A 25,483-nucleotide genomic window follows, 5' to 3' on the forward strand; every position below is an offset into this window, starting at 1 on the left:
AGACGGCTCCGTGTGGGCAGGGCCTTCACCCACCAACAGGTCGCCCTTAGACCCACCCCAACCGACGGCGTTTGGAATGTATACTTCTCAATACAACGCATAAAATCCATAGACCTCAGAGAACAAAATGTGTAACCTATCTACCCGAACACCTGTTACCTATGTCCCCGGTCTGTACACTCCCAAGGAGAGGGAGAATTTCTCGCGCCGTTTGCCAACGTTAAGCCGTTGGCAAACGTTTCAAGGAAGTCGCCTGGGGAGTAGGATTGGGTAAGAGGTGATTCCTTGTCGATGCTGCCTGTCCCGCCAGCTTGGCGGAATTGCGCACAGGCCACATATCTTTGGGAGAAGCTAACAAATGTCCATAGCCAAGACTACGGCAGAGAAAGTCGAGACCGGTCACTTCCGCATCCTCGAGCGCCCGATCACGGCTGACGAACTCATCCCCCATGTGCTCACCGACGCCTACGGCGCCGTGGCGACGTTCTCCGGCACGGTGCGCAACCACGCCCGCGGCAAGCATGTCACCTGCCTGACCTACGAGGCCTATCCGGAGATGGCAGAGGCCGAGATGCGCAAGATCGCGGTGGAGGTCTATGCGCAGTGGCCGGAATGCAAAGTGGCCATGCTGCATCGCATCGGCAAGCTGGAGATCGGCGACGTCTCGGTTGCGATCGCGGTGGCAACACCTCACCGCAAGGAGTCGTTTGAGGCTTGTGAATTTGCCATCAACCGGCTCAAAGAGACCGTACCCATCTGGAAGAAAGAGGCCTACGCCGACGGCGAGGTGTGGGTGGAAGGCGTCTCCCCCGGCGCAGACGGCAACGCGGGCTAAGTCTCACGCGCCTTAAACTACTGCATTGCGGAACTAAATCATCAACGCCTTGGCGTGCACACCCACGCTACGCTTCTGCCGCACGTTACGAGCCTACCGCGCTTGGCTCCCGCATCGGGACCATGTTTTCCTTGTGCGGCGCGATATCCGCGTAGGCGCGGGCGTAGAGATCGGCGCGATTCTGGCGCAGCATGGTTCGCCGGTGGTCGTACTTCGTGCACCAGCTCGTCCAGCGCTCTTCGTCCAGGTCGAGCGTCGCGGTCGCGTGGCCGGCGCGGTGTCCGGTCTCAGCCAGGGTAAAGCCGTTGTAGTCATAGATCGTCGCATGACTCTGGCGGTACTGCCACCCGAGCGGCCTGTCCTGGAGAAACGTAGACGTGACCAAGAAGCAGGAGGCATCGTGGGCACGGGTGCGCAGCATCTCCGAGCGAATGGTCTCGGTCGGCCCGGCAGCTTGGGTGGGATGGAGCAGCACGTCCGTGCCCTTCAAGCCGTAAATCTGGCAAACCTCCGGGAATGCTTGATCGTTGCAGATGAAGACGCCGTAGCGGACGCCGTCCACTTCGATGGGCTCGATCGCGTCCCCAGGCGTGATTCCCTTCACTTCGTACTCGTTCTCGGTGGGTTGTACCTTCCGATAGCGTCCCAGGATGTGGCCCTGCCTGCCGTAGAAGGTCGCCTGGTTGTACAGGGCTGCGCCATCTCGGGTCAGATTGTTTGAGACCACAGTAACATTGTGGCGCGCGGCAAACTCCAGGAAGCGCGCCGCAACCGGACCATCTTCCGTCATGGCGAGTTCAAGCGCCCCGGCGAAGCGCGCCTCCGGTTCGCTCCGCTCCTGAATGTGCCGCCACTCCATGCACCCCATGGTCTCGAACATTTCCGGCAGGAGGATCACGTCGGGTTGGTCTGCCAACGCCGCTTCCAGGTAGCGAAACGCCTGATCGTAGCGAGCGGCCTGGGTAGCCGCTTCGCTGCCGAGAAGAAAGGAAATGGTGGAAATTCTCACGCGCCGCGCCATGGCTGCCTCACTTTCCCAAGTTAACAGAATCCATCGTTTGCCAATGCTCTTGCAGCTTCTACCTTCCCCGGGGAGAACTTTGCAAAACCCTCGTCGGAATCGCAAGATCGACCCACTCTCCTAAAGGCTTTCCCCTGCTCCTAAGACTTTCTCCTTCTCCCTGGGAGGCCTTTGCGTACCTAGAACCTGAGGGAAATGCAGTACTCCCTCTCCTCGGGGTGAGGGGAATCTTCGCCAATTCTACCCAGTCCCGCCAGTTTGGTCGGGCTTATCCGCAGTCCCCAGCCACGTGAAATCCGTGGCGCAACGTTCGCCTAGAGTACCGCGAGGTGGGCGTCCTGCAGGTCCGTCAGAAACATGTGACCCGCCGCGTGGGTGATCATCAGGGGCGGTTTGCTAGCCAGCGCCACTGCCTGCGGGGTGACGCCGCAGGCCCAGAAGACGGGCACTTCGCCGTCGTGCACGTCGGTGCGCGCCCCCCACTGCGGTTCGTCGAGGTCTGTGATGCCGATTTCCCCTGGGTCGCCGATGTGTACCGGCGCGCCGTGGACGCCTGGAAAGCGCGAGGTCGTCTGTACCGCGCGCACGACTTGCGTGTGGTGGATCGGGCGCATGCTCACTACCAGCGGCCCGGAGAAGGCTCCCGCAGGCGTCGTGTCTCGATTGGTCACGTACACGGGCACGTCGTTGCCCGCCTGCAAGTGGCGCAGCGGTATGCCGGCGGCGAGCATGGCGGATTCGAAACTAAAGCTGCACCCGAGCAGGAACGAGACGAAATCATCCTGCCAACGGTCCGCGATATCTGTGACTTCAGCCGCGAGCTCGCCGTTCTCATAGATGCGGTAGCGGGGCACGTCGGTGCGAATGTCCGCGCCGGGCGCCGTCTCGCGGGGCTCATAGGAGCCCGGTTCCATGACCTCCAACACCGGACACGGCTGGGAATTGCGCTGGCAGAAGAGGAGAAAGTCAAACGCCAGATCTTTAGGCACAATGGCGAGATTCGCCTGCACGTAGCCGGGCGCCAGACCCTCCGTCGTGGTCTGCCACTCTCCGGCGCGTATGATCTCCCGTAACGCGTGCGGCTGTTTCGGTAACGCTGCTCTATCCATGTTCTGTTTCCTTACCTCGCGATTCTCAGCAGCCTTACGGCAAAGTTTACTAGAATCCTTTTGGATGCAGTGTAGCAGAACCCAATTGGTAAGAGGCTATCCACCCACGGACGTCAGCGCCAAGCTCTCTGGTCTGCATCAAACCTCGTTTGCGCTCCACTCTTGCAGCACGTCTATGGCCGTGAGCAACGACTCGCATGCGGCATCGGCTGCCGCGATCATCGTTTCGCCTTCCGGCACGGCGATACACCGCATGCCGGCCGCTTTCGCCGACCTCACGCCGCGGGGGCTATCTTCCAGCGCCACACACTCGCCCGGCTCCACACCCAACCGCGCCGCCGCCAGCAGATAGAGCGCCGGGTCCGGCTTACCCTCTACGACCTCATCTCCTGTCGCCACAGCCTGGAAATAGGTGCGGATACCCAGCACCTCGAGCACCACGTCAATGTAGACCTTGTCTCCGGATGAGGCCGACCCGCAGCACCATCCCCGGTCGCGCACCCACTCCAAGGCCTCTCGGAGACCGGGCTTCGGCCCCAGACGTTCTCGGATGAGCGCGATCAGGATTGCGTGGTAGCGGTCCAGCATCTCCTCCGGCTCTGCGGCAAACCGGCCCCGCGCATGATGCAGCCGGAAGATATCGATGCTGCGCTTCCCCAGGCTCTCTGCCGCGTCGGTAGGATAGGTTGGAAAGCCGCACTCGCGGCCGAGCTCATGCCACGCGGCGCGGTGGAGCGGTTCGCTGTCTGCCATGAGACCGTCTACGTCGAAGATGACGCCAGCAATATTCATCGGCAGCCTAGAAGTGGTCAAGGTTCCACATGTACGGATGTCCTCCTGGAAAGAGTATGTCGACAATAGCAACATCTTGCTCCGCAACACAGGACGGGAACTCCAAGCGCAACTCCCCAAGGGTGCGGTAGCCCATCAAGAGCTGCAGTAGATTTTCCTGTGGCAGGTTAATTGTGATTGTGCAGCCAGCGCCGATTTCCATCTCCGCCCGCTCGGCATCGCAGACGAATGCCACCTTGCCGAAACTACCCTCCAAACCCGATGATCGCATGCGCTCTCCCAAAGTTTCTTTGAGCGCCACGGCGAGGCCGCCCAGATCCACGATGCGGCCCATGCCTCCCTGATTGTGCGAGTACTCGATTTCCTGGCGAAAGCCGATTGACCGCAAAACTGCCAACATCGGCGCATCCGGCGGCATCTCAAGGTCGATCCACTCCGCTCGCTGCCGGACTGCCTCAGCTACAAGCGCTCGGATGAGACTTGATCCGGCAGTTGCCGCAGCTATCCCAGGCGCCACGAACTCATACGGGCGTGTATACCACATAGATGCCGAGCGCCATCCATGCTCACCCAAGGCGTATGCGACCGGTTGACCATTCTCTTCTGCGACCAGAATGCGGCTCGGCTCTTGAAACCACTCTTCCGTGGCATCACGCCAGGGCAGGAATGCACTTTCTGACCGCTTGGCGGCCCCGTTTCGCCCGCGAGTCTCCTCAGTGTAGATAGCCAGGAGCGCTTTCTCGTCAGCTTGCCTGGCTTCACGCACCGGCGACAACTCGCCTAATGCTTCAGCCGCTTGCGTTCTTACTCGTATGAGACTTTTCGCCGGCAGCACGGTTGCGTAGCCAATGCGGTGGTAGAAGCCAGGGATTCCAAAAAGAATCGAGACCAGATACCCTTCCCGGCGCATATACGCAACGGTATCTTCCATGAGCCGCCGCCCATAGCCTCTGCCACGGTGCGCAGGACTAACCCGGACGCTTGCCACTCCTCCCATGCGCACCCACGTTGATCCCAAGCGCATTTCCCGGTCCTCGATGGTTAGCCGGGCTACCTCTTCACCGTCTGCAACCAGGGCTAATTTCTGGCGATTCCCCTCTGGCGTAGACCGCAGTGACGTCTCCATGTGAGTCCTCCCAAACCTCTCCCGACCTGCGCCGGCAGCTATCTCAGCGGGAACCTCTTGGGGCAGTGCTGTCTCATGCCGGCATGCTGAGGGCACACCATAATCTCTGTACGCGGACCCTTTGCCGTATTGGACCTTGCCCTTTACGGTGCCAAGACATTTTACCCGCCTGGAAGCAAGGTTACTAGCAGGAGATTGACTTGGATTCTGGCTGAGAAAAGATAAATTAAAAGACTATAATCATCATCTTCATAAGGCCTGTTGAGAGTGGGGAAAAGGCCAGAAATCGCTGCGCTGGGGCGCTGTGGCAGGCAGGATAAGTTCATGGGAAAACAGTCTGAATTGCTGGGAAAAACCGCGAATCCAGGAGAGAGTATGGGGTATCTTTCGCAGGTGGGGAAAAGCCCCAAACTTCTCCCCAAGGTTTAGTACGGCACAGGGCGCGATTAGCGCCTTTTAACCGGAGATTGTCAGTGTTTAACTCACCAAACGGTCAAGTAGTCTGGAAGGCGGATTCTTGGCTCTAGACCTAGGATATCCCCATTTCGGCTAATTTATCCACTGGTTTAGGGCGAGTTATCCACAGCAGGGCGTTCTTGGGCGCTCATCGGCAAAGAACATTGGATTATGTAGAGGCAGTAGTCCACTTATGTCAGCACTTTCTAATTAAGTGCTGAATTCGGAGTGGGGATTGCGGACTCTTCGAAGGATTCCAGGTGGCGATACTTCTCTATATACGCATTGACGGTCATTACGACGGTAGCGTGGCTCCAGGTAAGCGGAGAGACACTGAGAGGCGCGTTTGTAAAGGGATGAACCTGTTCGGCGAGACAGCCGCTCTCAAGGCGTCGTTGCTCCACCCAAAGCAGGACTTCCTTTGCAGGCTGTAGTTCTTCAAGTGAGGTCGCTTTCGCGATGTACCACTCCGCCAGCCAGAGGGTACAAATGAACCACGGGTTCCCAGGAACGACGGCAATATTGTTGCTAATTTGATGGTAGTAGTCGTTCTCGTACCGCGCGATGCCACCCACATCGGTCTTCACCCACAAGCGCTCTCGTACCGTCTCCATCATCTTGACCACCAGCGGATCGTCAGGCTCGAGCATGCCGAAATACCAGAGGGCGTAGGTCGCGCTGTCGATGGTCGTGTCATGGCGAACGGTACCGTCGGGCAGAGGCGTTACCATGCGGGAGAAGAGGCCGGTGTCGGGATTTATCATGTGCGTGAGAGCCGCTAGCTTAAGTTCCTCCGCGGTACGGCGGTAACTGTCGGTATAGGTGCTCTCGCCAAACGCCTCCGTAAAGTTAGCCGCTGCCTGGAGACCGGCATAGACGGTGGCTACCGTATGCGCGTGAACCCCGTGGCGTTCTTCCCAGAGATCGTACGACGGTACCGGCAGGCCGGTGGTAAGGTCGCGGTAGAGGCTCATGAACTGGGCGGCGGGCTTAATGAAGGACGCATAGAACGGCTTTACAAACTCTACGTCCCAGTACTTCTCAAAGTGCTGCCACAGCGCCCAGATAACCAGGGCGGTCTCGTCCTCCTGGATCGGGTGCTGGCGGGAACCGTCCGGCGCCGCCCAGGGATGCCAGGAGGAACCGACCGATCCATCCGGATTATACTTGTGCATCATGTAGCCCTGGGGCGTGATGGTGCGCAAGCAGAAGCTGAAGAAGCGGCGCGAAATCTCGCCATAACCGGCGCGGCTCAGCGCGTACGCAACCAGCGCGCCGTCGCGCGGCCACATGTAGGAGTAGGTGTCGCGGCCGAACTGGGCAATGTCGTTATCGTTGGCGGCCAGAATCGCGCCCTCGTGGTCCGTTTGGGTCTGGATCGTGAGGAGACTCCGATTGAAGAGCGCGCCAATTTCGGGCGGCAGGTCGGCTAACGAAAAACCCTCTTTGCGCACCCAATGCCGCCAGTACTCCTGCGTGCGGTAGAGCACCGCCGCGGGCCCCACCTGGCGGATGTGGCGCTCGATGTCTTCCACAGCCATAGCATCAGAGCCGACTGCCATCCAGTAGTAGACGGTAGCGGATTCGCGCGCGGGAACGGTAACGCATATCGCGCCGGTACTATCCACAGAGCCTTGCGCGATTGGGTTTCCTTCCAGGCGGCCGTCCTCGGCATCGCGCCAGGTGCCTTCCAGCCCGCCAACGTTCTTGGTGCCGGTCGCGTATGAATCCAGGCCGATGTCGGTCCCACTCATCGCGTTCATCCAGAAGAAGGTCTTGCCCTTATAGTGAATGAGCGCACGGTGGCGCGGATCGTAATATGCCGTGTCCCCAATGCTGATACCGCCGAGAGAGAAGTTATGGTGGAAGAAGAGGCGCACCTCGCGCTCGGAATCCGCCTGGTTCTCCACCGTTATGCGCCGCAGGAAGACATTCCGGCTATAGTCAACGGCATCGTTGAGGTTGAGCTTTATGCGGAGGCGGTCGTTCTGCGCCGTGACGTCGGTGACGAGCGTATCTTCCTTGTACCGCAGCGACTTCTGCCAGGACCGGTCGTGGATCCACGCGAAAAGTCCATCCACCCAGACGCCGAATTGGAAAGGGTGCCCCTGTGCGTGGTCCTCTTGCCCGACGTGGGGGTAGTACACGTCACGGATACGGTAATCGCTATCGAAGCAGACGAGCAGGCGGCCGTTTCCTACTGGTAAGTCACGTGGCATGTTCTACAGCCTAAGCAACAGATGATGAGGCGATACCAACAAATCAAGGGTTTTCACGCAATGCCCGCGCGCCACCGTGAACGCGCCGGCAAACCCCGCCGGGAAAACGCGACTGCACCGGCGGTGAATTCGCAGAATTCGGATAGAGCGATTCTTGCCGGGGTGTTCCCAGCCTGACGACTCCCATTGTACAGACCAATGCGCCACACGCAACCTTGGCGCGTCTGCAAATGACCTGCAACCGAAATACCTCTTGCGCCATGCTATCATGGGATGGTGTTGCGTCTCGCCGGGGCGCATGGTGCGGCGCGAAACGAGGCGGGACGCGAAGAGGGCGACAGCCCTGCCTTCACCTGCGTATTCACGCAATCGACAGCCGTCGGAGCCTTGGTAGGCGGGCTAAGCGATGCTGGCAGCGCAGGCTCTGCAGCCTGCAAGCGGGATACCCTCTGGGACAAATGTACACGAAGAGAGAAGATGAATACGAGTATGGAAGCGTCCGTGCGCGGTACAAGCGTAGTGCAAGATCTCGTAGATGCGCCGGTTCTGCGCGCCCTGGCGGCGCATTTTGCGGAAGCCGGGTACGAGCTCTACCTGGTCGGCGGCTCGGTGCGGGACGCGCTGCTGCACCGCCCGACCCACGACCTGGACCTGGCTACCGATGCCCATCCTCCCGAAATTAAGCGGCTGCTTGCGCTTGCGGGGCCGGACTCCCGTTACGACGTGGGGGAGAAGTTCGGCACCATCGGCGCGACCTTTGGCGAATGGGTGGTGGAGATTACAACCTACCGCAGCGAACAATATGCCTTCGCCAGCCGCAAGCCCGCCGTTACCTTCGGCACGAATTTGGAGGACGACCTGTCGCGGCGCGACTTCACCATCAACGCGATTGCCCAGGAACCGGCTGCCGGCGGCATGCTCGATCCCTTTCACGGGCTACAGGACTTGCAGCGGGGCCTTATCCGCGCCGTGGGAGATCCTGCGGAGCGATTTCAGGAAGACCCGTTGCGCATGTTGCGGGCGGTGCGGTTTGCGGCAGAACTCGATTTTCGCATCGATCCGGCTACCCGCGAGGCACTGCAACAGCAGGCTGGCGCGCTGGAGCACGTGAGCACGGAACGTATCGCCGCCGAGATGACCCGCATGCTCACGGCGGACCAAACAGTGGTTGGACTCGAAATCCTGTGCGACTCCGGCCTGGCGTCATACGTTATCCCTGAGCTGCTGCCGCTGCGCAGTACTGGCCAGGACGGGCGCCACAAGGACGTGTTCGGCCATACACTCAAAGTCGTGGAGAACGTGCCCGCCACGCCGGTGCTGCGCTGGGCGGCGCTGCTGCACGACATCGGTAAGCCGAAGACGAAGACGGTGCAGGACGGCAAGGTGCACTTCTTCCGGCACGAGATGGTGGGCGCGCGCATGGCGCGGCGCATTCTGCGGCGGTTGCGCTTCGACCGGGAAAGCAGCGAGCGCATTCAACGTCTGGTGGCCGAACACCTGCGTCCAAACCTCTACACGCCGGAGTGGACCGACGGTGCGGTGCGCCGCTTCCTGCGGGAAACGGAAGGCGTCACGGACGATCTCTTCGCCCTCTCCCGCGCCGACATTACCAGCTACCGCCGCTCCCGCGTGGAGGCGGGCGTGGCGCGCGTTAACCACCTGGAAGCCCGCTGCCGCGAGCTCCAGGCCCAGGAAGACGTGGCGCAACTCAAGAGCCCGCTGGACGGCAACGACCTCATGACCATGTTCGATCGCAGCCCGGGGCCTTGGATCAAGCCGATCAAAGATCATCTCCTCAACCACGTCATCGACGGCGACCTGGGTCAGGACGATACGGAAACTGCTGCCAGACTAGCGAAGGAGTTCGCGGAAAAGCACCCGGAAGTACTTGCGGAATGAGGCGGTACTGCAGGCGCGTGGTAGCGTCAATGAGCACATAGCCTCCCTGGCGTGGCAACATGTACAAGCGTGTGATACATTGTACAAAGTAGTATACACACTAGGAGGGGAATGGTGGCAAGTCTCCGCACAGTCAAGGCGTCTGAAGCGCGACAAAATCTCAGTGGTCTGATCAATGAAGTCTTCGACCGGAAGAACCGGGTTATTATCGAACGAAGCGGCATCCCAGTGGCCGCTGTCGTTTCTCCAGCCGACCTTGCCTATCTTGAGAAGATGGAGGCAGAAAGAGAAGAACGATTCAGGGTGCTCTCCGAGATGCGAGAGCCTTTCGAAGGTGTGCCTAGCGAGGAGATCGAGAGTGAAGTTGAGCGCGCGATTGCGGAAGTGCGCCGAGAGAAACGGGCCAAGGCGAGTGCTGGCGAGAGCACGTGATTCTTGCCACGTTGGATACGAATGTCCTAGCGTCTGGTGCGCTTGACACACGTAGTGCCGTGGCGCAGGTAATCGAAGCGTGGTTTCGCGCTGAGTTCGTCGCCGTTCTCTCTCCTTACATACTCGGCGAGCTAGACAGCGCGCTGATGAAACCCTACTTTGCGCGACGCTTGCGCGCAGAATCTATTGCGAGATACATTGCGCTTGTGCGCCAATTTGCCAGGGAAGTTCCCGTTACAGATTCCTTTCCCAAGGTCGCTTCCCACCCAGAAGATGACCGTGTGCTTGCAACGGCGGTGAATGGGATGGTTGACTACTTGGTTACCGGCGATAAGGGCCTGCAGGTGCTAGGCAAATGTCAGGAAGTTACCGTTCTCAGCCCGCGAGAATTCCTGCGTGTCCTCATTGGGCAATCGTTGCGTTGAGATAGAGAAGCAATGGCGACTGAGTATCGAAATAGTACGACAATCGCTGTAGCAGGTATTCGGGAGAAAGTTCTGCCCGTGCTGCGCCGGCACGGCATAAAGCGCGCGGGTATCTTCGGGTCTGTCGTGCGGGGTGAGGCTACGCCGGAAAGTGACGTCGATATCCTAGTAGAGCTTGACAGTCAGGCAAGCTTATTCGACTTTATCGGGATTAAGCTTGAACTTGAAGAGGTCTTAGAACGACGGGTTGATCTAGTGCAGTACGCTGCCATAAAGCCGCTCCTGCGCGACCGCATACTTAGCGAAGAGGTGCCTCTCGTATGAGTGAGGAGCGGGACGTCGGTCTATTCGTGCAGGACATGCTGACGAGCATTGAAAAGGTAGAGAGTTACCTTGCCGGCGTGGACGCAAATGGCTTTGAAGGGGACTCTCTTCTGCAGGATGCGGTGTTCCGTCGTTTAGAGATAGTGGGTGAGGCCGCAAAGCACATTCCTCCAGCAGTCCGCGAAAGGCATCCTGACATTCCTTGGCAAAAGGTCGCTGGCTTGCGTGACGTGCTGATTCACAGGTATCACGGGATTATCGTGGCACAGGTATGGAAGATAGTCACTGTAGATCTGCCTGCTGTGAAAAAGCAGCTGGTGCAAGTGCAGACTGACTTGGAGCATTCAGAATAGAGGGTTTTGCGGGAAGCTGCCCGCGTGGCGCTTCCAGGGTACAAGTGTTGCGGGGTAAACAAAGAGTGAAGGCTTAACCGCAATGATCGCTCCGCGTTCGCGTGTCACCCCACCGTTCGTTCTCGCCGCTGTTGTGGCGCTGGTGGGGGTATGGGCGTTAGCGGCGATACTGGTTGGCAATCCGATCTTGCCGGTGCCGTGGGTGGTGGCGGAGGCCTTCTGGCGCGAGTGGACGAACGGCTTGTGGGAAGACCTGCTCGTCAGTGCCTACCGCGTGGTGCTGAGCATCATCATTGCCGTGATCCTGGCGGCGCCGGCGGGCATGGCCGTGGGCCAAGCGCCCATGATAGACCGCATTGCCAGCCCGCTCATCTACCTCATCTACCCCGTGCCCAAGATCGTGCTGCTGCCCATCATCATGCTCTTCCTGGGTATCGGCGAGACCTCCAAGATATTCATTATCAGCCTCATCCTGTACTTTCAGATTCTCGTGCTCACCCGTGACGCCGCCTACGCCGTGCGGCCCGAGCTCGTGCTCTCGGTGCGTTCGCTGGGCGCGCGCCGCCGCCATCTGCTGCGCTACGTCTACTTCCCGGCGGTGCTGCCGTCTATCCTCAGCGCGCTGCGCATCACTAGCGGTACGGCCATAGCTGTGCTGTTCTTCACCGAAACTTTCGCCACACAGAGCGGACTGGGGTACTTCATCGTGGTGCAGTCATGGGGACGCGTGGACTACCCCGCCATGTACGCGGGGATTGTGGCGATGGCCGCGCTCGGTCTCAGCCTGTACGCCGTCATCGAGTTCCTCGACCGCCGCTTCTGCGCCTGGGTGCAAGCAGGGGTATAGGGCTAACGTGGTGGGCGACGGCAAAGTATGCGGATAGTTCCTACAGAACGCCGATCGGTACTAACATTCCTGTAAGTGTTGAATAATTCGTTGACAGAATCCGCTTTCCCGTAGAAAGCGCTACAAGGCCTTGTCATTCCGAGCGTAGCGTCGAACAGGGTTCGCGGAATCTAGGGTCCCTGCTCAACGCACTTTCACGGCCTCAGCACTCTAGATTCCGCGCTAAGAGCGACACTCCGCTACGCTCCGTTCGGAATGACGTGCATGCAGGCAAGCACAGAGTTCTGCTTCCATGATTCTTCTACCAAGTCTGTCAACAAATTACCTGACATTTACAATTCAGAACGGAGCGTCGAACAGGGTTCGCTGACTTCGTCAAAGACGCGGAGTCTGGGGTCCACGCGGCATGTCGCCTAATAGGCTCAGCATCTTAGATTCCGCGCTCTTAGCGACACTTCGCTGCGCTCCGTTCGGAATGACATATGTACCAGTCTTGCATAGTACTGCGTTCAGTTACTTTTGTTTTCAATCAATCCCGGCGCAAGCCGGAATCCAGCGCCTGCGGCCGCATGATGAACAATGACGCCACCGTGCGCCTAAGCTCACTTCCTGATGATAAAGACTTCGGCCACCAGATAGGGGCGCATCGTTTCGAGCGTTTCTTCACCCGCAGGCTGCGCGCGCACCCACGTCTGAACCTCTGCCAAGATGTGGTCATACGCTCGGTCAGGCACCGCCCAGAACTCCGAATGGAGCTTTAGCCGCAGGTGTTCTAGCGCTGTCCCGTACGTGATGGTCTTTTCCCAAGTCAGGTCGTGGGTGTCGACGGCGAGCGACGTCGCACTCTTTGCAAGCAGATATTCGCCGAGTTCACTGCGGTCTTTGATACCTACGTAGAGATCGGTATAGCCCCGCTCCCGACAGCGGGTGGAAAACTGCCTTCTTACCGCATGTTTGAAGGCGCCTTTTTCGTTGATGTGCATGAACAGGCCGCCATTCCTCGTCACCCGGATAAGCTCATCAACGGCCGATTGCCAGTTGCCGACGTGTTGAAAGAGCTTGGAAACCACAACCGCATCATAGGAATCTCGTGGGTCTTCTAGTGCACGCACGTCGCCCAGCCTGAACTCTGCACTGTCACCGGGTTCCAGTTTCTGCCGGGCGATTTCCAGCATGGCCGGCGACACGTCCACACCTACCACGCTATGGCCAGTCTTTATCAGCGGAAGGGAGACTTGTGCGGTGCCGCAGCCGGCATCGAGTATGCGGCCCAGATCGGGGAAGCCAGCTTTCACGAAAATGCGTTCGAAACACGTGTGTAAGAGCCCAAAGGGAATGGTGCGCGTTGCATCATAGTGCGACGCGACCGAAGTGTAATCAGAGGTGTCTTGAAATCCCACGTGATGCCTTTCGCCGGCCTAAGCGCCTAGGCTGAGCTAGTGGTTTCTTTGGGCACCAAGAGCGGGGGACAAGCCCCCGCGCTACGACTGAGCTGCTGGCAGCGGGCGTGCAAGTTGTAAGTGAACAGCGGAGTAGCGTGGCGAACAGAATGTCGCTGCTCGCACTCACCGGGCGCCTTTTCGGACAAATATCAAATGCGGGACGATATCGCAATACGAGAAGGAGGAGCAAGGCCAAATACAGAAGGGAGAGTCTGTTCCAAGGCGGGAGCAAGAAAGGGATGAATCCCCCTGCCCTTGTTCTAGAAAGGTATGATCTCGAAAACTCTCCCTACGATCAGGAGGTTGAGGGCGAATAGGAGACCAAGTACCCACCTGTGAATGCGGAACTCACCGCGCATTTCATTAGCAATCGCGTTCACGATGCCTTCGAGCGCGCTCACTCTTGCTTCAACAGCTATCACTTTGCCCTCTACAGCAATCACTTTGCCTTGAAGCGCGACAATTTCATTCTTTGTGCCCGCTATATCTGCCTTTGTCGCTAGGTGATCGTAAACGCCTGCAAGGCGAGATAGCCGCTCCTCAGTCGTTGCCACTGCCCTCCTCCTTCTCCCTAGACTATAGCACGAATGAAACAATTACGGCAGAATGAAGTATTCGCGATACAGCGCATGGTCAGGGACTCCCTCATGGAGTTGCGTCGTGGGCGCAATGGTGCTGTTGCTAGTCTGTTTCGCCAGCACGTACGGTCAGCACCGGTTCCCACACGCCGCCTTGGCGCTCATTACCCGCGGCGTCGCGGTGGGCTTGCGGCGCGTCGTGCCAGCGGAGCACGGCCAGGTCGGCACAGGCGCCGGGCGTCAGCGCCCCAATCTCGTGCTCCAAGCCGAGGAGCGCGGCGGGACGCGATGTCACGCGGGGCCAGATGTCGGCCTCCTGCATGCCGGCGGCGCGGAGCTTGGACATCACCAGCGGCAGGTGGTGGCGCGGATTTGCGCCCACATGACGGACGTAGACGTCGCTGGAGATCGTGTCCGGCAGAAAGCCCTCGGCAATTGCGGCTGCGGCAATATCAAAGCTAAACGAGTCATAGCCGTGGCCGAGATCGAAGAGGATACCGCGCTCGCGAGCCTCCCACACGCAGTCGAGCACGCGGCCGTCAGCCACAGGACTCCCACCCCGCGCGTGAAAGCAGTAGGTCACCACGTCGCCGGGACGCAGTAAAGCGAACTGCTCCTCCAGCGACCAGTCGTCGTGGCGGCCCTGGCCGACAAGGAGGGGTTTGCCCGTGCGTTCGGCTGCCTCGAGAGCGCGGGCCATGATCTCGCGGGGATCGTTGCCGCCGCAGTTGGTGGGGCCAACATTCAGAGCAATGCCCCAGATGTTATCGGGGTCCCCAAGCACGGTCTCCACGCAGGCGTCCACGTCGGCGTCGGCCAGATCGGCAAAGCAGCCTTCTTCGTTGGATTCGCCGGAGGCCGAGAGATTGAGGGCCATGAGAATGCGGGTGCGGCTGCCGGCAATGGTCTCTTCTTTGTAACGTGCCCAGTTGTTCGCTCCCGCGTCACCCTGCGAGAGCAGCGTGGTGGAACCATACGGCAAAATGTGCGTATCGGGCGCGATTCCGTACTTGGAGCCCGAGAGCGCCGGATGCGCGTGGGCGTCCACGAGGCCAGGCAGCAAGATGCCATCGGGCAAGGAGAGCGTCTGGAGCGCCGAGTCGAGCGGCAGAGCAGCGCCCTCCGCGGCGTCCGGTGACGAAGTCGGCGTCTGCGACGAAGTCGGCGTCTGCGAGAGTAGCGATACCGCCGCGATGCGGTCGCCGCGCACCGCCACGGCGCCGGGGCCATCCCGTCCCGTGGCAGGACATAGAACGCGCCCGGCGTGGATTACCAGATCGTACGGAGTGGCGGAAGGTGTGCTCATGTTTCTCCTTGGGACCAGTGGGTGGGTGACGTGCACCCTTGAAGCTACCTGTATGATGCCGCCGCCCGGCGGAGCGGTCAATTTACGCCCTCGCCTCCATCTCAAGAATCGGGATTGCGGATTAATCTCCTTCAATCTACCCCGTTTTCACCGGTCTGGTACAGGTAGTTGCTCCCAGGGAGGGCGACAGAAGGAGCAGGGTGCCCCCTCAGCCCCGTGTAGAAATTCCAACTGATGAATAAACTAAGTCCCCGCACACCTGTAAAGTCTGTGTCAGGTCAATCAACCCTCTCCCTGGAGAGGGCGTAATTCCCGCACATTCGGCCTAAGGTATGTAGAGGTCTCCTAGCAAGAGGGATTGATTGCTGTGCCGCCGGCTGAAGTAGCGTAATGGTCTCAAGGGGAGAGGGGGCAATTGCTGCGCTGCCGGCCGAGGCTATGAAGTGGACTCATTTGGGGGAGATGGCTAGTGCCAGCCCCGTGCCCCGGAGGGCGGGGATTCCCTCTCCGGGGCATCCTCAGCGATTTGGCAATGTTTGAAAGGGTCCAACAGGCAAGAAGAGGGCAGTATAGGCAGGAATCCCCTCACCCCGGCCCTCTCCCCAGGGAGAGGGAGTAATCGGCGGGCTGCTGGTCGAATTTCCACAGCATACGCTTGGGGGAGAGGGTGTAATCGGTGGGCTGCTGGTCGAAGTTTCACAGTAGACTCTCGGGGGAGAGAGAGTAAGTGCTGCGCTGCTGGTCGAGATAATGTAGAGGTGACCGTGAGGACTCCCTGCACGTCACGCAGGGCGCGCGTCACGAGAGGTTGTTTGCAGGCTGCATGCCGCCGGCTGGAGGAAAAGCACGTTTGGAGGTGCGTGACGAATCACAGAGCACCCCGCCTGACCGACCAGTTTAGATGAAGGACCGAGCATATTCGCAGGGCGCCTTCTTTGGGATTCCCGGCAGGCCGGTCAACCTCGCTCTTGCGGGAGGTGGGCGCAGTCCGCGAACTCTGCGACGGACCGTTGGTTTTCGCAAGCTGCGAGGACATTTGAGAGAAACAATAAGGAGGAGGGTGACGGCTTCGTCATCCTCCTCCTTACGGAGTGAGAGGGTAAGAGACAGCAGGTAAAATTCTGCTTAGCGTACGCCGAACGTTCAGCGTGCGCTCTTGGCTCAACGTGCCCCGAACCAGGCGCGCTCGCGCCGGGTCTGGCACGCGACGCACAACGTAGCTTCCGGCACAAACTCCAGGCGTTCCGCAGATATGCCCTCTCCGCAGTCTTCGCAGACGCCGTAGGTGCCGGCCTCGGCTTTCTGCCAGGCCTGATCGAAGGCCCTCAGGTCGCGCCGCAGCACATCAAGCACTGCTTCACGATCCTCTTGGATGGCGACTTCCTGCGCCAAGTCCACAAAATCATCATCGTCTGCCGAAGCATCACTGCCACGTTCACGTTCCCGCAAGTCGGTTGCGATTGAGTTTGCAAGGAGCGCTGCCAGGGCGTCCCTCGCCTCTTGCAACCGCTGCACGCGGTCTACTCTATGCTCTAGCTCTCTGGCCATGGTGTACCTCCTTCACTGCACTCCGGCGGCCTTGTGGGCGGCGCCGGTGCCGTGCCACGATGTGGGCTAGGTGGGACGCGATGTAACTCCTTTGTTACGTTTCTGCGGCCCACCGGGTCGCTACGAGCTATTTCTGCCAGCATACCACCGGATTTCAAGACTGTGAAGCGATTCTAAGGAACTTCTTAGGATATTTGCCAATTATTAAGGATATTCTAAGAATCAAGCTTCTATTCTAATAACTATAGTCTTTATAGTAACGGATGTGGGGCATGGATTTGAAAGATTCTCTTAAGTTGCCACTAAAAGGGTTGCAGTCCTGATGAAGAAGGATTAAGAAAAGTGACGTTTGGCAGGAGACAAATCTCACCCACTCTGATCTTACATTCCCCGGCAGGAACACCAATCTGCGCTCGCAGGGCACTATCAGCAATGCCGTTTGGCGGCACAGAACGCAACATGGCACAATGACGTATACATAGCGAGGAGATCACCTTCAATGAGGACGCATCGGATTGCCGTTGCCGGTCTGGGTTCCTTTACGCAACGCGTCCTGCTGCCCGGCCTCTTGAGTTGTGACCGCGTACACGTGGTTGGCGCCTTCACGCGGAGTCAGGAGCGCGCCGCAGAAATGCAGTCGCAGCACTCGAGTTTGCCGATACACACAGACTTCTCGCGGATGTTGGCTGTTGCCGAGCCGGACATCGTATTAGTCGGCACCCCAAATGCCGCACACGCGCCCATGACCATCGAGGCCGCCCAACGGGGCTGTCACGTCATCTGCGAGAAACCCCTTGCGCCAACACTGCAGGGAGCCGAGGCGATGGCGGCGGCTGTAGCCAAGGCCGGCGTGCGCACGGCGGTCAACTTTACCTTTCGTTCAATTGGCGCCGCGCGCTACGCCAAGCACCTGTTGGACGAAGGTCGCGTGGGGCGGATTTCTCATGTTACCGTACTGTACCTGCAAGACATTCGGCATGGCGCGGACCGCCCCAAAGTATGGCGCATGGATGGTGAAGTAGCCGGGGCCGGCGCGCTCGGCGACGTGGGCAGCCACGCTATCGATCTGGTGCGGTGGTGGTGCGGTGAGTTTGCTAGTGTAACAGGTCACACCTTCACACACAACGTGGAGCGCGACGGCGGCGCGGTTAGCAACGACGATACGGCAGTCTCGCTCGCGCGGCTGGAATCGGGTGTGCCGGTCACGCTGCACATCAGTCAGGCGGCGGCCGGTCGCTCAAACTCGCTGCGCGTGGAAGTCTACGGCGAGGAAGGAAGTTTGATCTTCACGGCAGAACGCGGCGTGGAGCCCACGGTGCGGGTGGCTGAACCGGGTGAAATTGGCTTTATGCAGTTGCCGGTTCCTATGGAATTCACCGTGGCGTATGAGGACTTCCCTGCGTATCACGCCGCGCGGCTGGTGGGCACCATTCTCGGTACGGACTTTGTGGCAGACTTTGCCGACGGTCTGGCGGCACAGCGCGTGATTGATGCAGTGCAAAGAGCGGCCGCCGACAACACCTGGACCGATCTCCTCCTAGCCTAGTGTACGGTGCAAGACGGCTAGGTCCGTGAGGTCTTGGGATCGGATGCAGGTGTCTCTGGGGCTTCGTGGGCGGGCGCAGATTCGTCTACAGCGCTCCCTTGGCTTCTTGGTAACCCATCCCCAGTTGCATGTGTCTTCGGGTCATCTTCTGTAGCCATTTGTGCGATGAGCCAAGGCAACGCGAGGCGCATGACGAGCACCTGCATCGCTGCCACGAGCGGTACGGCAATCACAATGCCGAGTATCCCGTACAGCACGCCTCCCGCCAACACGCCAACCATTACGAGAATGGGGTGCAGACCCACGGCGCGCTCCATCACTTTGGGGACGAGTATATTGTTCTCCAACTGTTGAATGATCACGTACAGGATTGCCGTGGCCAACGCCAGCCAGGGGGAGATTATGAGCGCAACGAGTACTGCCGGAATGGCCCCCAGAAACGGTCCGATGATGGGGATGATCTCCATGAGGCTGGCCCATGTCGCCAGGGCAAGCGGATACGGCACTCCTAGCACAAAGAGGCCGACAAACGTCACGGTGCCGATGAATACCATGAGAATGACCTGGCCGCGCACCCACCCGCCGGCGCGTTGGGAGAGTTCGGCGGCCAGGTTGCGGACCGCCGTCGCGCGCTTTGGCGGCAAGAGCGCGATCACCGAACGATTGAGCCGTTCCGTGGCGCTCATCCAGAAAAAGCCAATCACGAGCACAGACACCACACCGAACAAGAACCCTAAGACCTGAAACGGTACAACAGCCAAGGTACCGATGAGCTGCGTGATTGTGCTGGTGAGATCCGAGCCAAGTTCCCGCACTTCGTCGTCGAAACCAAAGTCTACCGATATCTGGTAGAGCCTTGGGACTTCGTCCCGCGCCCAGTCGGCAAGCTCCAATGTTATGTCGTCTACTTCACGTACCTGCACCACAAGTGGAGGGACGAGAATCAGGCCCAGTCCTGTTAGTACTAACGCCAACAGGAAATAGACGATCATAACAGCAGCGCCGCGGGGGATCTTCCAGGTCCGCAGCTTGTTGGCGATCGGCCGAATTGATTCCGCCAGGAGGATGCCGAGAAACAGCAGCACCAGCACGCTGACGATGCGCGTGGCAATGATGGCGATGAAAACCACAATTAAAACCACGCCTGCGCCAAGCACAAAGCTCATAGGCGTGATGCGGATATCGCGTGATTCGGGAAGGTTGTCCATAGCAGTGAAATACAGCATAGCACGCCGCCAACTCTGTTAGCAAAGCGGCTTGTCCGGTTCTAGGGGACACTACGACGATATCCGCTTGTGTCGCCTTTAACGCTGGCCGTTAGCTTCACGGAGGGCCGCGGCTTGTCGTGAGCCGGTCGTGACGCGTAATGACCCCAAAACAATCTGATTCCAGAGGATCACTAAAGGCTATCTCATGAACAGATTCGAAATGCCGTTTCATGCTTCGACCCTTCGTCACAGCCTGTCGAAGTGCTCAGGACAGGCAAGGGTCTCGCGCAGCACTCAGCACGAGCGGATCTTTCGCTTTCCCGTTCGCCCCCGTATCAAGTACGGGGCAGGCTCTGAGCCTGTCTAAGGGCGGGTCTGCGCAGAACTATACATTTACGGACTTATGCGATGTGGGCTTATAGTGCTCCAGTTATTGCGTGTGGGACGAGTTCTTTGTATTCTTTCTTAGGGATCGTCGGTTCACTTAGCAGCGCGCCGGCGATCTCCTCTTATTGCAGTTGAATAGGCCAACACTTGTTATGCTATGGGAAGCTTTGGCTGCGCATCATGCCTACCAGCCGCGATATTAGGCGTGCTAAACCTCTTGCCTTCTAATATCTCTTCAACAGTCAATATTTGCATGCGCGGGTAATGAATCCCGTGTACATCAATGCTACCCGCTTGCGCCATTTCGCGATTGAAATTGCGCTCTTTTGCTGCACTTAGTGGTGCCATGATGATAAGCCCGGCCATGAGTGCATCATCCCTCTCAAGCACTCCCCTGAGATCACGAATGATACTGACATTAATATTCTTGCCACCTTTGACTTCCAATACCATGCTCTGAATATTGAGGTTATTTGGCAAGTAAAAGTAAAGCCGCCCATCAATTCCTCCGTCGTTAGTTCGTCGCGTGGTCACAAATCCTTCGATTTGCTCAACTGCCCACTTCTGGAAGTGATATTTGTCCCGCTCCCACAAGTCTTGAGCGCCCTCCAAGTTGCGCGGCACTCCTTCCACAGTGTAATCTCTTCCTTCTATCAGCCCGCAACGGTCGCCAAGACGGACCTGGGCAACTCGCTTGACAGCGTGTATCGCTATATCAATTCCAATCCACTGTCTTTCTAGTCTATGGGCAGCCTCAAGTGTCGTCGCGCAGCCCGCAAATGGGTCTAGTACGAGATCTCCAGGATTGCTTGACGCCTTGATTATGCGAGTCAGCAAGGCAATAGGCTTCTGCGTTGTATAACCAAGCCGTTCTTTCGATGTTCGCCCGATAGCATTGATTTCCCAAATGTCACGCATTGTTGCCATTGTGTACCAATTTCCATTTTCGTCTTGATACTCTTTTACACCCTTGAAGCGGTATGGTTTACAGTCTCGATTGTACGATTTCTCTTTTTCAACATGAAACGTCGCATGCTTGGATGCTTTCACGTAGAAGAGTATTACGTCATGTTTTCTGCCAAACCAGCGCTTGCTGACACCACCAGTACGGTACCCCCAAATGACTTCATTTCTAAAATTCCCGTGACCAAATACAGCATCCATAATCACTTTTATGTAGTGGCTCGCTGTGGGGTCGCAGTGGAAATAGATGCTCCCTGTTGGCTTCAGAATGCGTTGCATAACAATCAATCGCTCCGTCATATAAGACAGGTATGCAAGCAAGCGGGGTTGTGTATTTCGCAATGCATTCATCCAAAGTTGCCAAAGCCTTGCAGCAGAGTCATCAATCCCGGCTTCACGCATCAAGACGGGCATTGCCCGTATAACGCGCTCGCGCTCTTCATCTAGTTCCCACGCGTCACAGAACGCCTCTATTTGGTCGGGAAGAGGGTTGCCCGTTTCGTCTTTGTAAATGGCATTGTAGGTTCGATTAGAGTTGAAGGGAGGGTCAAGGTATATGAGGTCTACGCTACCTAGAGGCATGTCCTGCATGATGGTCAAGCAATCGCCATAGTAGAGCTTGTTCATGAGACTGTCGCCTGAATGAAGTCGCCAAACGCATTCTCATTGCGCCGGATATTGTACTTGTAGCAGGCTTCGGCAACGTACGCTGCGGCATGGCGCGTGGTGTAGTGGTGATGCTGTCCGAACAATGCCCGCTTGAGCAATGCCCAAAAGCCTTCAATGGTGTTGACGTGGGTTATGCCTTCAACGTAACACTTGCCGTGATCAACTGTAGCATGGCGTATCCAGTCACCCATGCGGCCATAGGCGGGGAGTTGGTCGGTCATTAGCAATGCGTCGGAACTTACGCGGCGTGTGAGAAAAGCCTTAAGCGTCTTAGCAGTCACACGTGGCGTGGGCTGTGCTGACACTTTGCCGCCGCGCTCTACTGCACCAAGCACGGGTAGCTTCTTGGTACCGCGCCCACGAGGATTTTTGCCTCTAGGCTTGGTGTTGTTGCCCTTACGTGGCTTGCCGCCTATGTAGGTTTCGTCGGCTTCAACGATGCCGGTTAGCAATGCGCTATCGGTGACCATGCCGTTGCGGATTTTCATTGCCAAACGCCATGCCGTTGACTGAACCATGTCTAGGTCACGCGCTAGTTGACAACTACTGAGAGACTTCTTAGCATTCAGCACTATGGAGATAGCTAGAAACCACTTTTGCAGCGGTACCTTAGTGCCTTGAAAAATCGTACCGTGCAGTACGTTGTAGCTATTGTGGCAAGCATGGCAATTCCAGCGGCCTACGCGCTCACCGTCAGCTTTACGCGCTACCTGTGTACTCCGGCAAAACGGGCATTCGGGATCATCAGCCCAGCGCACCTTTTCAAGATGCTCGATGCAAGACTCGTGGTCGGGAAATCGTTGAAAGACTTTGATTATATCCATTTCACTACCTCCTACAAATATGGTAGCAAAAGGCTAATCAGAAGTCAAGCCCAAATCGCATAACTGCGTACATTTATGAGATGAGTACTACTCACGCTGTTGGAGCGACTTGGCGCCAATGGTTCGGAAACCGGTAAGGTGGCAGGGAGAGTACATATGTGCTGCTAGTGAAGTATTATATTACTGTTATCTTTATTGTGTAGTGTTGATATGAGTAGCCTCAATCCGTGTGCACGAGACTTTCAGCATGAAACGCGAGCGGGCCGGCGGGAACGTCTTTTCCCAAGCGTGGAAACTCTCGGGCTACCGGCGCGGCAGCCCGGCATGGCTGAACATCCAGTCGCTATAGATTGCGCCGCAGCTCTCGCCGTGTATACGGGGCAAGCGCTTTGCATTTCGCTCTCGATGCAAGGCAAAGTCAACATACCGGCCGCGCCCGATACCAGAGGTTGAAACGGTGATCGACGGCGAGCAACAGCCAATTCCGGGACAAGGCGCTGGGGATTCCGGCGGTTCGCTCCAATGGCTGGAACGAAACCGCTTGAGCATTGTGCTCTTGCTGGTCGTGCTCACTGCTGTTGCGCTGGGCCTGTACGCCTTGCAGTTGCGCAATACCGCGCCGATTACGGTGACGCCGGTGCAGACGGAGTTGCGCGATGTCAAGGTGTACATCACGGGCGCCGTGGCGCAACCGGGCGTCTACCCTGCCACGTCCGGCGAACGGGTTGGCGACGTGGTGGCGCGCGCCGGGGGTTTTACGACGGAAGCCGATCCCGTAGCGATCAATCTGGCGCGGCGCATACGGGACGAGTTGCACGTTCACGTTCCCGCTAAGGGAGATACGGCGCAATTAAGCGTGTCCGGCACGGACCCGTCCACCCTCAGGCCGATTAACATTAATACGGCAACGCAAAGGGAACTTGAAGCGCTGCCCGGCATCGGCGAGGTGACCGCCCGCCGCATCCTCGCCTCCCGCGAGGCCGACGGTCCGTTTGCCAACGTGGACGATCTGCGCCGCGCGGGCGTGCGCGAATCCGTGATCGAGCAGATTCGTAGTTTGGTGGTCGCCGAGTAAGCCGGTGTGAGGGCTTGGGTGTTGCCCCCGGGCACGGGACTGTTCATTGGCGCTGCGAGGGAACGAACTCGACCGCAGAACCCACTTGGTGGGCACAGGTTCCAATCCTGTGCTACCCTCTCCAATCAAGGAGACTCTGGTACATCGCAGGCAAGTAGGCAACTAAAACGCTTGCCAGCAAGAGGGATGACCGCCGTCCATTACGAGTCCATCGCAAAACCCCAACCAGAATCCTAAGATAACTCCCTCTCCCTCGGGAGACCTTTGCGTAACTAGATCCAGAAGGAACTGTTTTGCCCCCTCTCCCTGGGGAGAGGGTTGGGGTGAGGGGGACATTCCCATGAGGCTAACCCTATCGCATTGCACTAACAATGTCGCGCAATAGGACCCTGTAGAGGCAGTATGCCCTGTAGGGAGGCGTACTAGGTGGGGAATGTCAGAATCGATATGTCTTGGCTCCACGAGTAAACGCCGGAAAAGCTCAGTGAAGAAACGAGAGTTTAGCCATGGATGACATACGCGTCGGTCTGGTCGGATTGGGGCATCGCGGGCTGCACTGGCTGCGCATGCTCGAGCGCATCGAGGGCTACCGCATTACGGCCCTATGCGATCCGATTGTGACTCTGCACGAGCGGGCGCTGGATGCCCTGGAATCGCGCGAGGGCGTGAAAGCCTACGCTAGCTATGAGGACATGCTGGGCGATTCCCAGGTGGACGCGGTGGCGGTGACGGTGCGCTGCAAAGAGCAGGGCGCGCTGGCGGCCATGGCGTTGGAAGCCGGCAAGCACGTGAATACAGAGGTGCCGGCGGCGCATACGTTGGAAGACTGCTGGCGCATCGTGCTGGCGCAGGAGCGGTCGGGGCTGGTCTACCAGCTTGGCGAGCAGACGCGCTTCTGGGGCTACATCGACGCCTGGCGCGACGTGGTGCAGTCGGGAAAGTTGGGACAGATCACGTTCTGCGAAGGACAATACATCGGTTACTACGGCACGCGGCAGTTCTTTCAGGATCCGGCTTCCGGTGAATTCGCGTCGGTGGATGAGCTATATGAAAAACCGGGGGCGCAGCCGACGTGGCTGCACACCATGCCGCCGATTCACTATCTGCCTCACGAGCTGAGCCCGCTTTTGAAAGTGCTCGACGACCGGGTGGTAAACGTGACCGCCATGAGCACCGGCGCGCCCAGCTACTCGCACCCCGAGATCGGCCAGCCGGATATCCAGGTAGCGCTGATGAAGACGGAGAAGGACGCTATCCTGCGGCTGGCCTGCGGCTTCACGCAGCCGGTCTCCCACGGCATGGGCCACCACTGGTTTCACATCAGCGGTACCGGCGGCGTGCTGGAGTGGAAGCGCAGCGGCAGCGGCAAACCGCTCATGTGGCTGGCCGACGGCCAGATGCACGACTTGGCGCAGATGGACTGGGGCCACGCCCGCACCGACGCGCCGGCCGCCGCCCGCGGCAGCGGTCACGGCGACGCCGACTACTACGTCCACGTCTCGTTCCGCGACGCCGTGCTCGGCACAACCCCCCTGGAATTCGACGTCTACCAAGCGATGGATACCGCCGCCCCCGCCATCCTCGCCGCCGACTCCATCGACCAAGGGACGGAACTGCTTGAAGTCCCCAACTTCCGCCCGGGATTAGAACGGCAGAAAGGCGAACCGACCACCTAAGTCAACATGCGGCAAGGAACTTCAAGCCAGTTAGGCCAGGTTGCCGTCCAATACTGCCAAGCAATATACTGACTTGGAAAGTGTGAAACTAGCAAAGAGAATGAATTTGATACCTTATGCGGTGGGAGCAGGTTCCTTGCCTAAGCAACAGCAGTCACCGACAATTCGAGAATTGATCAGGTCATTTCTTGCAAACAAGCAGGATTCTGCATCTTTTAGCGAGATCTGCGAGTTTGTAAACCAACGTGCATCATTATCATCTAAGAGGCCAAGGGCATCAATATTCTCAGTGCTAACTCGAATGCCAGATGTGCAAAGAGTAGCACGAGGCCGATATTCCCTTCTGACCAAACCTCAGCGGTGACCGTAGATTAGCTTGTTCCCTTAGGGATTTCTCCGGTTACGCCAGTGAGGAGATTTCTT

At 58.3% G+C, this 25,483-nt stretch carries 22 protein-coding genes; 10 read left to right on the plus strand and 12 right to left on the minus strand.

What is annotated here, in order from left to right:
• The first annotated feature begins 358 nt into the window (after positions 1-358).
• Positions 359-835 carry a molybdenum cofactor biosynthesis protein MoaE gene (locus tag OXE05_04475; GenBank protein ID MCY4436570.1) on the plus strand — a complete coding sequence of 159 codons (477 nt, stop codon included), beginning with the start codon at positions 359-361 and terminating at the stop codon, positions 833-835.
• A gap of 85 nt (positions 836-920) precedes the next feature.
• Here the strand turns inward: OXE05_04475 and OXE05_04480 are convergent, their stop codons facing one another.
• The 5 genes from OXE05_04480 to OXE05_04500 form a co-directional block, all read right to left on the minus strand.
• Positions 921-1,844: a carbon-nitrogen hydrolase family protein gene (locus OXE05_04480; GenBank protein MCY4436571.1), complete on the minus strand. Its 924-nt coding sequence runs from the start codon at positions 1,842-1,844 to the stop codon at positions 921-923.
• 326 nt (positions 1,845-2,170) lie between these two features.
• A complete protein-coding gene (locus tag OXE05_04485) occupies positions 2,171-2,965 on the minus strand; it encodes a putative hydro-lyase (protein MCY4436572.1) in 795 nt (264 codons plus the stop codon).
• A gap of 138 nt (positions 2,966-3,103) precedes the next feature.
• Positions 3,104-3,757 (minus strand): HAD family phosphatase, encoded by a 654-nt coding sequence (locus OXE05_04490; protein ID MCY4436573.1) that lies wholly within the window; start codon positions 3,755-3,757, stop codon positions 3,104-3,106.
• A 7-nt stretch (positions 3,758-3,764) separates the two neighbouring features.
• Positions 3,765-4,883 carry a GNAT family N-acetyltransferase gene (locus OXE05_04495; GenBank protein MCY4436574.1) on the minus strand — a complete coding sequence of 373 codons (1,119 nt, stop codon included), beginning with the start codon at positions 4,881-4,883 and terminating at the stop codon, positions 3,765-3,767.
• 662 nt (positions 4,884-5,545) lie between these two features.
• Positions 5,546-7,558 carry a glycoside hydrolase family 15 protein gene (locus OXE05_04500; protein ID MCY4436575.1) on the minus strand — a complete coding sequence of 671 codons (2,013 nt, stop codon included), beginning with the start codon at positions 7,556-7,558 and terminating at the stop codon, positions 5,546-5,548.
• 477 nt (positions 7,559-8,035) lie between these two features.
• Between OXE05_04500 and OXE05_04505 the strand changes: the two genes are divergently transcribed.
• The 6 genes from OXE05_04505 (at position 8,036) to OXE05_04530 (ending at position 11,838) form a co-directional block, all read left to right on the plus strand.
• Positions 8,036-9,457, plus strand: a complete 1,422-nt coding sequence (locus OXE05_04505; protein MCY4436576.1) for an HD domain-containing protein — start codon at positions 8,036-8,038, stop codon at positions 9,455-9,457.
• Between the two features lie 111 nt (positions 9,458-9,568).
• Entirely contained in the window at positions 9,569-9,889 is a 321-nt protein-coding gene (locus OXE05_04510; protein ID MCY4436577.1) for a type II toxin-antitoxin system prevent-host-death family antitoxin, read from the plus strand.
• Positions 9,886-10,314 (plus strand): putative toxin-antitoxin system toxin component, PIN family, encoded by a 429-nt coding sequence (locus OXE05_04515; GenBank protein ID MCY4436578.1) that lies wholly within the window; start codon positions 9,886-9,888, stop codon positions 10,312-10,314. The genes OXE05_04510 and OXE05_04515 overlap by 4 nt, the downstream gene beginning before the upstream one ends.
• Positions 10,315-10,326: 12 nt before the next feature.
• Positions 10,327-10,638: a nucleotidyltransferase family protein gene (locus OXE05_04520; GenBank protein ID MCY4436579.1), complete on the plus strand. Its 312-nt coding sequence runs from the start codon at positions 10,327-10,329 to the stop codon at positions 10,636-10,638.
• Complete coding sequence (locus tag OXE05_04525) at positions 10,635-10,991, plus strand: DUF86 domain-containing protein (GenBank protein ID MCY4436580.1); 357 nt, start codon at positions 10,635-10,637, stop codon at positions 10,989-10,991. Before OXE05_04520 ends, OXE05_04525 begins: the two co-directional genes overlap by 4 nt.
• An 82-nt stretch (positions 10,992-11,073) precedes the next feature.
• Positions 11,074-11,838, plus strand: coding sequence for an ABC transporter permease (locus tag OXE05_04530; protein MCY4436581.1), 765 nt, complete (start codon positions 11,074-11,076; stop codon positions 11,836-11,838).
• Between the two features lie 602 nt (positions 11,839-12,440).
• Here OXE05_04530 and OXE05_04535 read toward each other — a convergent pair.
• The 4 genes from OXE05_04535 to OXE05_04550 all read right to left on the minus strand — a co-directional run bounded on the left by OXE05_04535 (position 12,441) and on the right by OXE05_04550 (position 16,712).
• Positions 12,441-13,238: a class I SAM-dependent methyltransferase gene (locus OXE05_04535; protein ID MCY4436582.1), complete on the minus strand. Its 798-nt coding sequence runs from the start codon at positions 13,236-13,238 to the stop codon at positions 12,441-12,443.
• A 302-nt stretch (positions 13,239-13,540) separates the two neighbouring features.
• Positions 13,541-13,834 carry a hypothetical protein gene (locus OXE05_04540; protein MCY4436583.1) on the minus strand — a complete coding sequence of 98 codons (294 nt, stop codon included), beginning with the start codon at positions 13,832-13,834 and terminating at the stop codon, positions 13,541-13,543.
• 127 nt (positions 13,835-13,961) lie between these two features.
• Entirely contained in the window at positions 13,962-15,164 is a 1,203-nt protein-coding gene (locus OXE05_04545; GenBank protein ID MCY4436584.1) for a hypothetical protein, read from the minus strand.
• Positions 15,165-16,325: 1,161 nt separating this feature from the next.
• Positions 16,326-16,712 carry a TraR/DksA C4-type zinc finger protein gene (locus tag OXE05_04550; protein ID MCY4436585.1) on the minus strand — a complete coding sequence of 129 codons (387 nt, stop codon included), beginning with the start codon at positions 16,710-16,712 and terminating at the stop codon, positions 16,326-16,328.
• 499 nt (positions 16,713-17,211) lie between these two features.
• Here OXE05_04550 and OXE05_04555 point away from each other — a divergent pair, with 499 nt between their 5' ends.
• Complete coding sequence (locus OXE05_04555; protein MCY4436586.1) at positions 17,212-18,258, plus strand: Gfo/Idh/MocA family oxidoreductase; 1,047 nt, start codon at positions 17,212-17,214, stop codon at positions 18,256-18,258.
• 17 nt (positions 18,259-18,275) lie between these two features.
• Here OXE05_04555 and OXE05_04560 read toward each other — a convergent pair whose 3' ends face one another.
• The 3 genes from OXE05_04560 to OXE05_04570 all read right to left on the minus strand — a co-directional run bounded on the left by OXE05_04560 (position 18,276) and on the right by OXE05_04570 (position 22,309).
• The gene (locus tag OXE05_04560; protein ID MCY4436587.1) at positions 18,276-19,484 is read right to left on the minus strand and encodes an AI-2E family transporter; all 1,209 of its coding nucleotides are present in this window, start codon (positions 19,482-19,484) and stop codon (positions 18,276-18,278) included.
• Positions 19,485-20,003: 519 nt separating this feature from the next.
• Positions 20,004-21,443: a DNA methyltransferase gene (locus OXE05_04565; protein MCY4436588.1), complete on the minus strand. Its 1,440-nt coding sequence runs from the start codon at positions 21,441-21,443 to the stop codon at positions 20,004-20,006.
• Entirely contained in the window at positions 21,440-22,309 is an 870-nt protein-coding gene (locus OXE05_04570) for an IS1595 family transposase (GenBank protein ID MCY4436589.1), read from the minus strand. Before OXE05_04570 ends, OXE05_04565 begins: the two co-directional genes overlap by 4 nt.
• 457 nt (positions 22,310-22,766) lie before the next feature.
• Between OXE05_04570 and OXE05_04575 the strand changes: the two genes are divergently transcribed.
• Positions 22,767-23,384, plus strand: coding sequence for a ComEA family DNA-binding protein (locus OXE05_04575; GenBank protein ID MCY4436590.1), 618 nt, complete (start codon positions 22,767-22,769; stop codon positions 23,382-23,384).
• Between the two features lie 506 nt (positions 23,385-23,890).
• Positions 23,891-25,060 (plus strand): Gfo/Idh/MocA family oxidoreductase, encoded by a 1,170-nt coding sequence (locus OXE05_04580; protein ID MCY4436591.1) that lies wholly within the window; start codon positions 23,891-23,893, stop codon positions 25,058-25,060.
• Positions 25,061-25,483 lie beyond the last annotated feature (423 nt).

This window comes from Chloroflexota bacterium (genome assembly GCA_026710945.1).
Lineage (GTDB): Bacteria > Chloroflexota > UBA11872 > VXOZ01 > VXOZ01 > VXOZ01.

Excerpts from the sequence above, each read along its gene's own strand:
- OXE05_04500 (MCY4436575.1), bottom strand. The coding sequence starts at position 7,558 with ATGCCACGTGACTTACCAGTAGGAAACGGCCGCCTGCTCGTCTGCTTC.
- OXE05_04565 (MCY4436588.1), bottom strand. The coding sequence starts at position 21,443 with ATGAACAAGCTCTACTATGGCGATTGCTTGACCATCATGCAGGACATG.
- OXE05_04570 (MCY4436589.1), bottom strand. The coding sequence starts at position 22,309 with ATGGATATAATCAAAGTCTTTCAACGATTTCCCGACCACGAGTCTTGC.
- OXE05_04485 (MCY4436572.1), bottom strand. The coding sequence starts at position 2,965 with ATGGATAGAGCAGCGTTACCGAAACAGCCGCACGCGTTACGGGAGATC.
- OXE05_04490 (MCY4436573.1), bottom strand. The coding sequence starts at position 3,757 with ATGAATATTGCTGGCGTCATCTTCGACGTAGACGGTCTCATGGCAGAC.
- OXE05_04555 (MCY4436586.1), top strand. The coding sequence starts at position 17,212 with ATGAGGACGCATCGGATTGCCGTTGCCGGTCTGGGTTCCTTTACGCAA.
- OXE05_04510 (MCY4436577.1), top strand. The coding sequence starts at position 9,569 with ATGGTGGCAAGTCTCCGCACAGTCAAGGCGTCTGAAGCGCGACAAAAT.
- OXE05_04520 (MCY4436579.1), top strand. The coding sequence starts at position 10,327 with ATGGCGACTGAGTATCGAAATAGTACGACAATCGCTGTAGCAGGTATT.
- OXE05_04550 (MCY4436585.1), bottom strand. The coding sequence starts at position 16,712 with ATGGCCAGAGAGCTAGAGCATAGAGTAGACCGCGTGCAGCGGTTGCAA.
- OXE05_04525 (MCY4436580.1), top strand. The coding sequence starts at position 10,635 with ATGAGTGAGGAGCGGGACGTCGGTCTATTCGTGCAGGACATGCTGACG.
- OXE05_04560 (MCY4436587.1), bottom strand. The coding sequence starts at position 19,484 with ATGCTGTATTTCACTGCTATGGACAACCTTCCCGAATCACGCGATATC.
- OXE05_04505 (MCY4436576.1), top strand. The coding sequence starts at position 8,036 with ATGAATACGAGTATGGAAGCGTCCGTGCGCGGTACAAGCGTAGTGCAA.
- OXE05_04580 (MCY4436591.1), top strand. The coding sequence starts at position 23,891 with ATGGATGACATACGCGTCGGTCTGGTCGGATTGGGGCATCGCGGGCTG.
- OXE05_04475 (MCY4436570.1), top strand. The coding sequence starts at position 359 with ATGTCCATAGCCAAGACTACGGCAGAGAAAGTCGAGACCGGTCACTTC.
- OXE05_04545 (MCY4436584.1), bottom strand. The coding sequence starts at position 15,164 with ATGAGCACACCTTCCGCCACTCCGTACGATCTGGTAATCCACGCCGGG.
- OXE05_04495 (MCY4436574.1), bottom strand. The coding sequence starts at position 4,883 with ATGGAGACGTCACTGCGGTCTACGCCAGAGGGGAATCGCCAGAAATTA.
- OXE05_04530 (MCY4436581.1), top strand. The coding sequence starts at position 11,074 with ATGATCGCTCCGCGTTCGCGTGTCACCCCACCGTTCGTTCTCGCCGCT.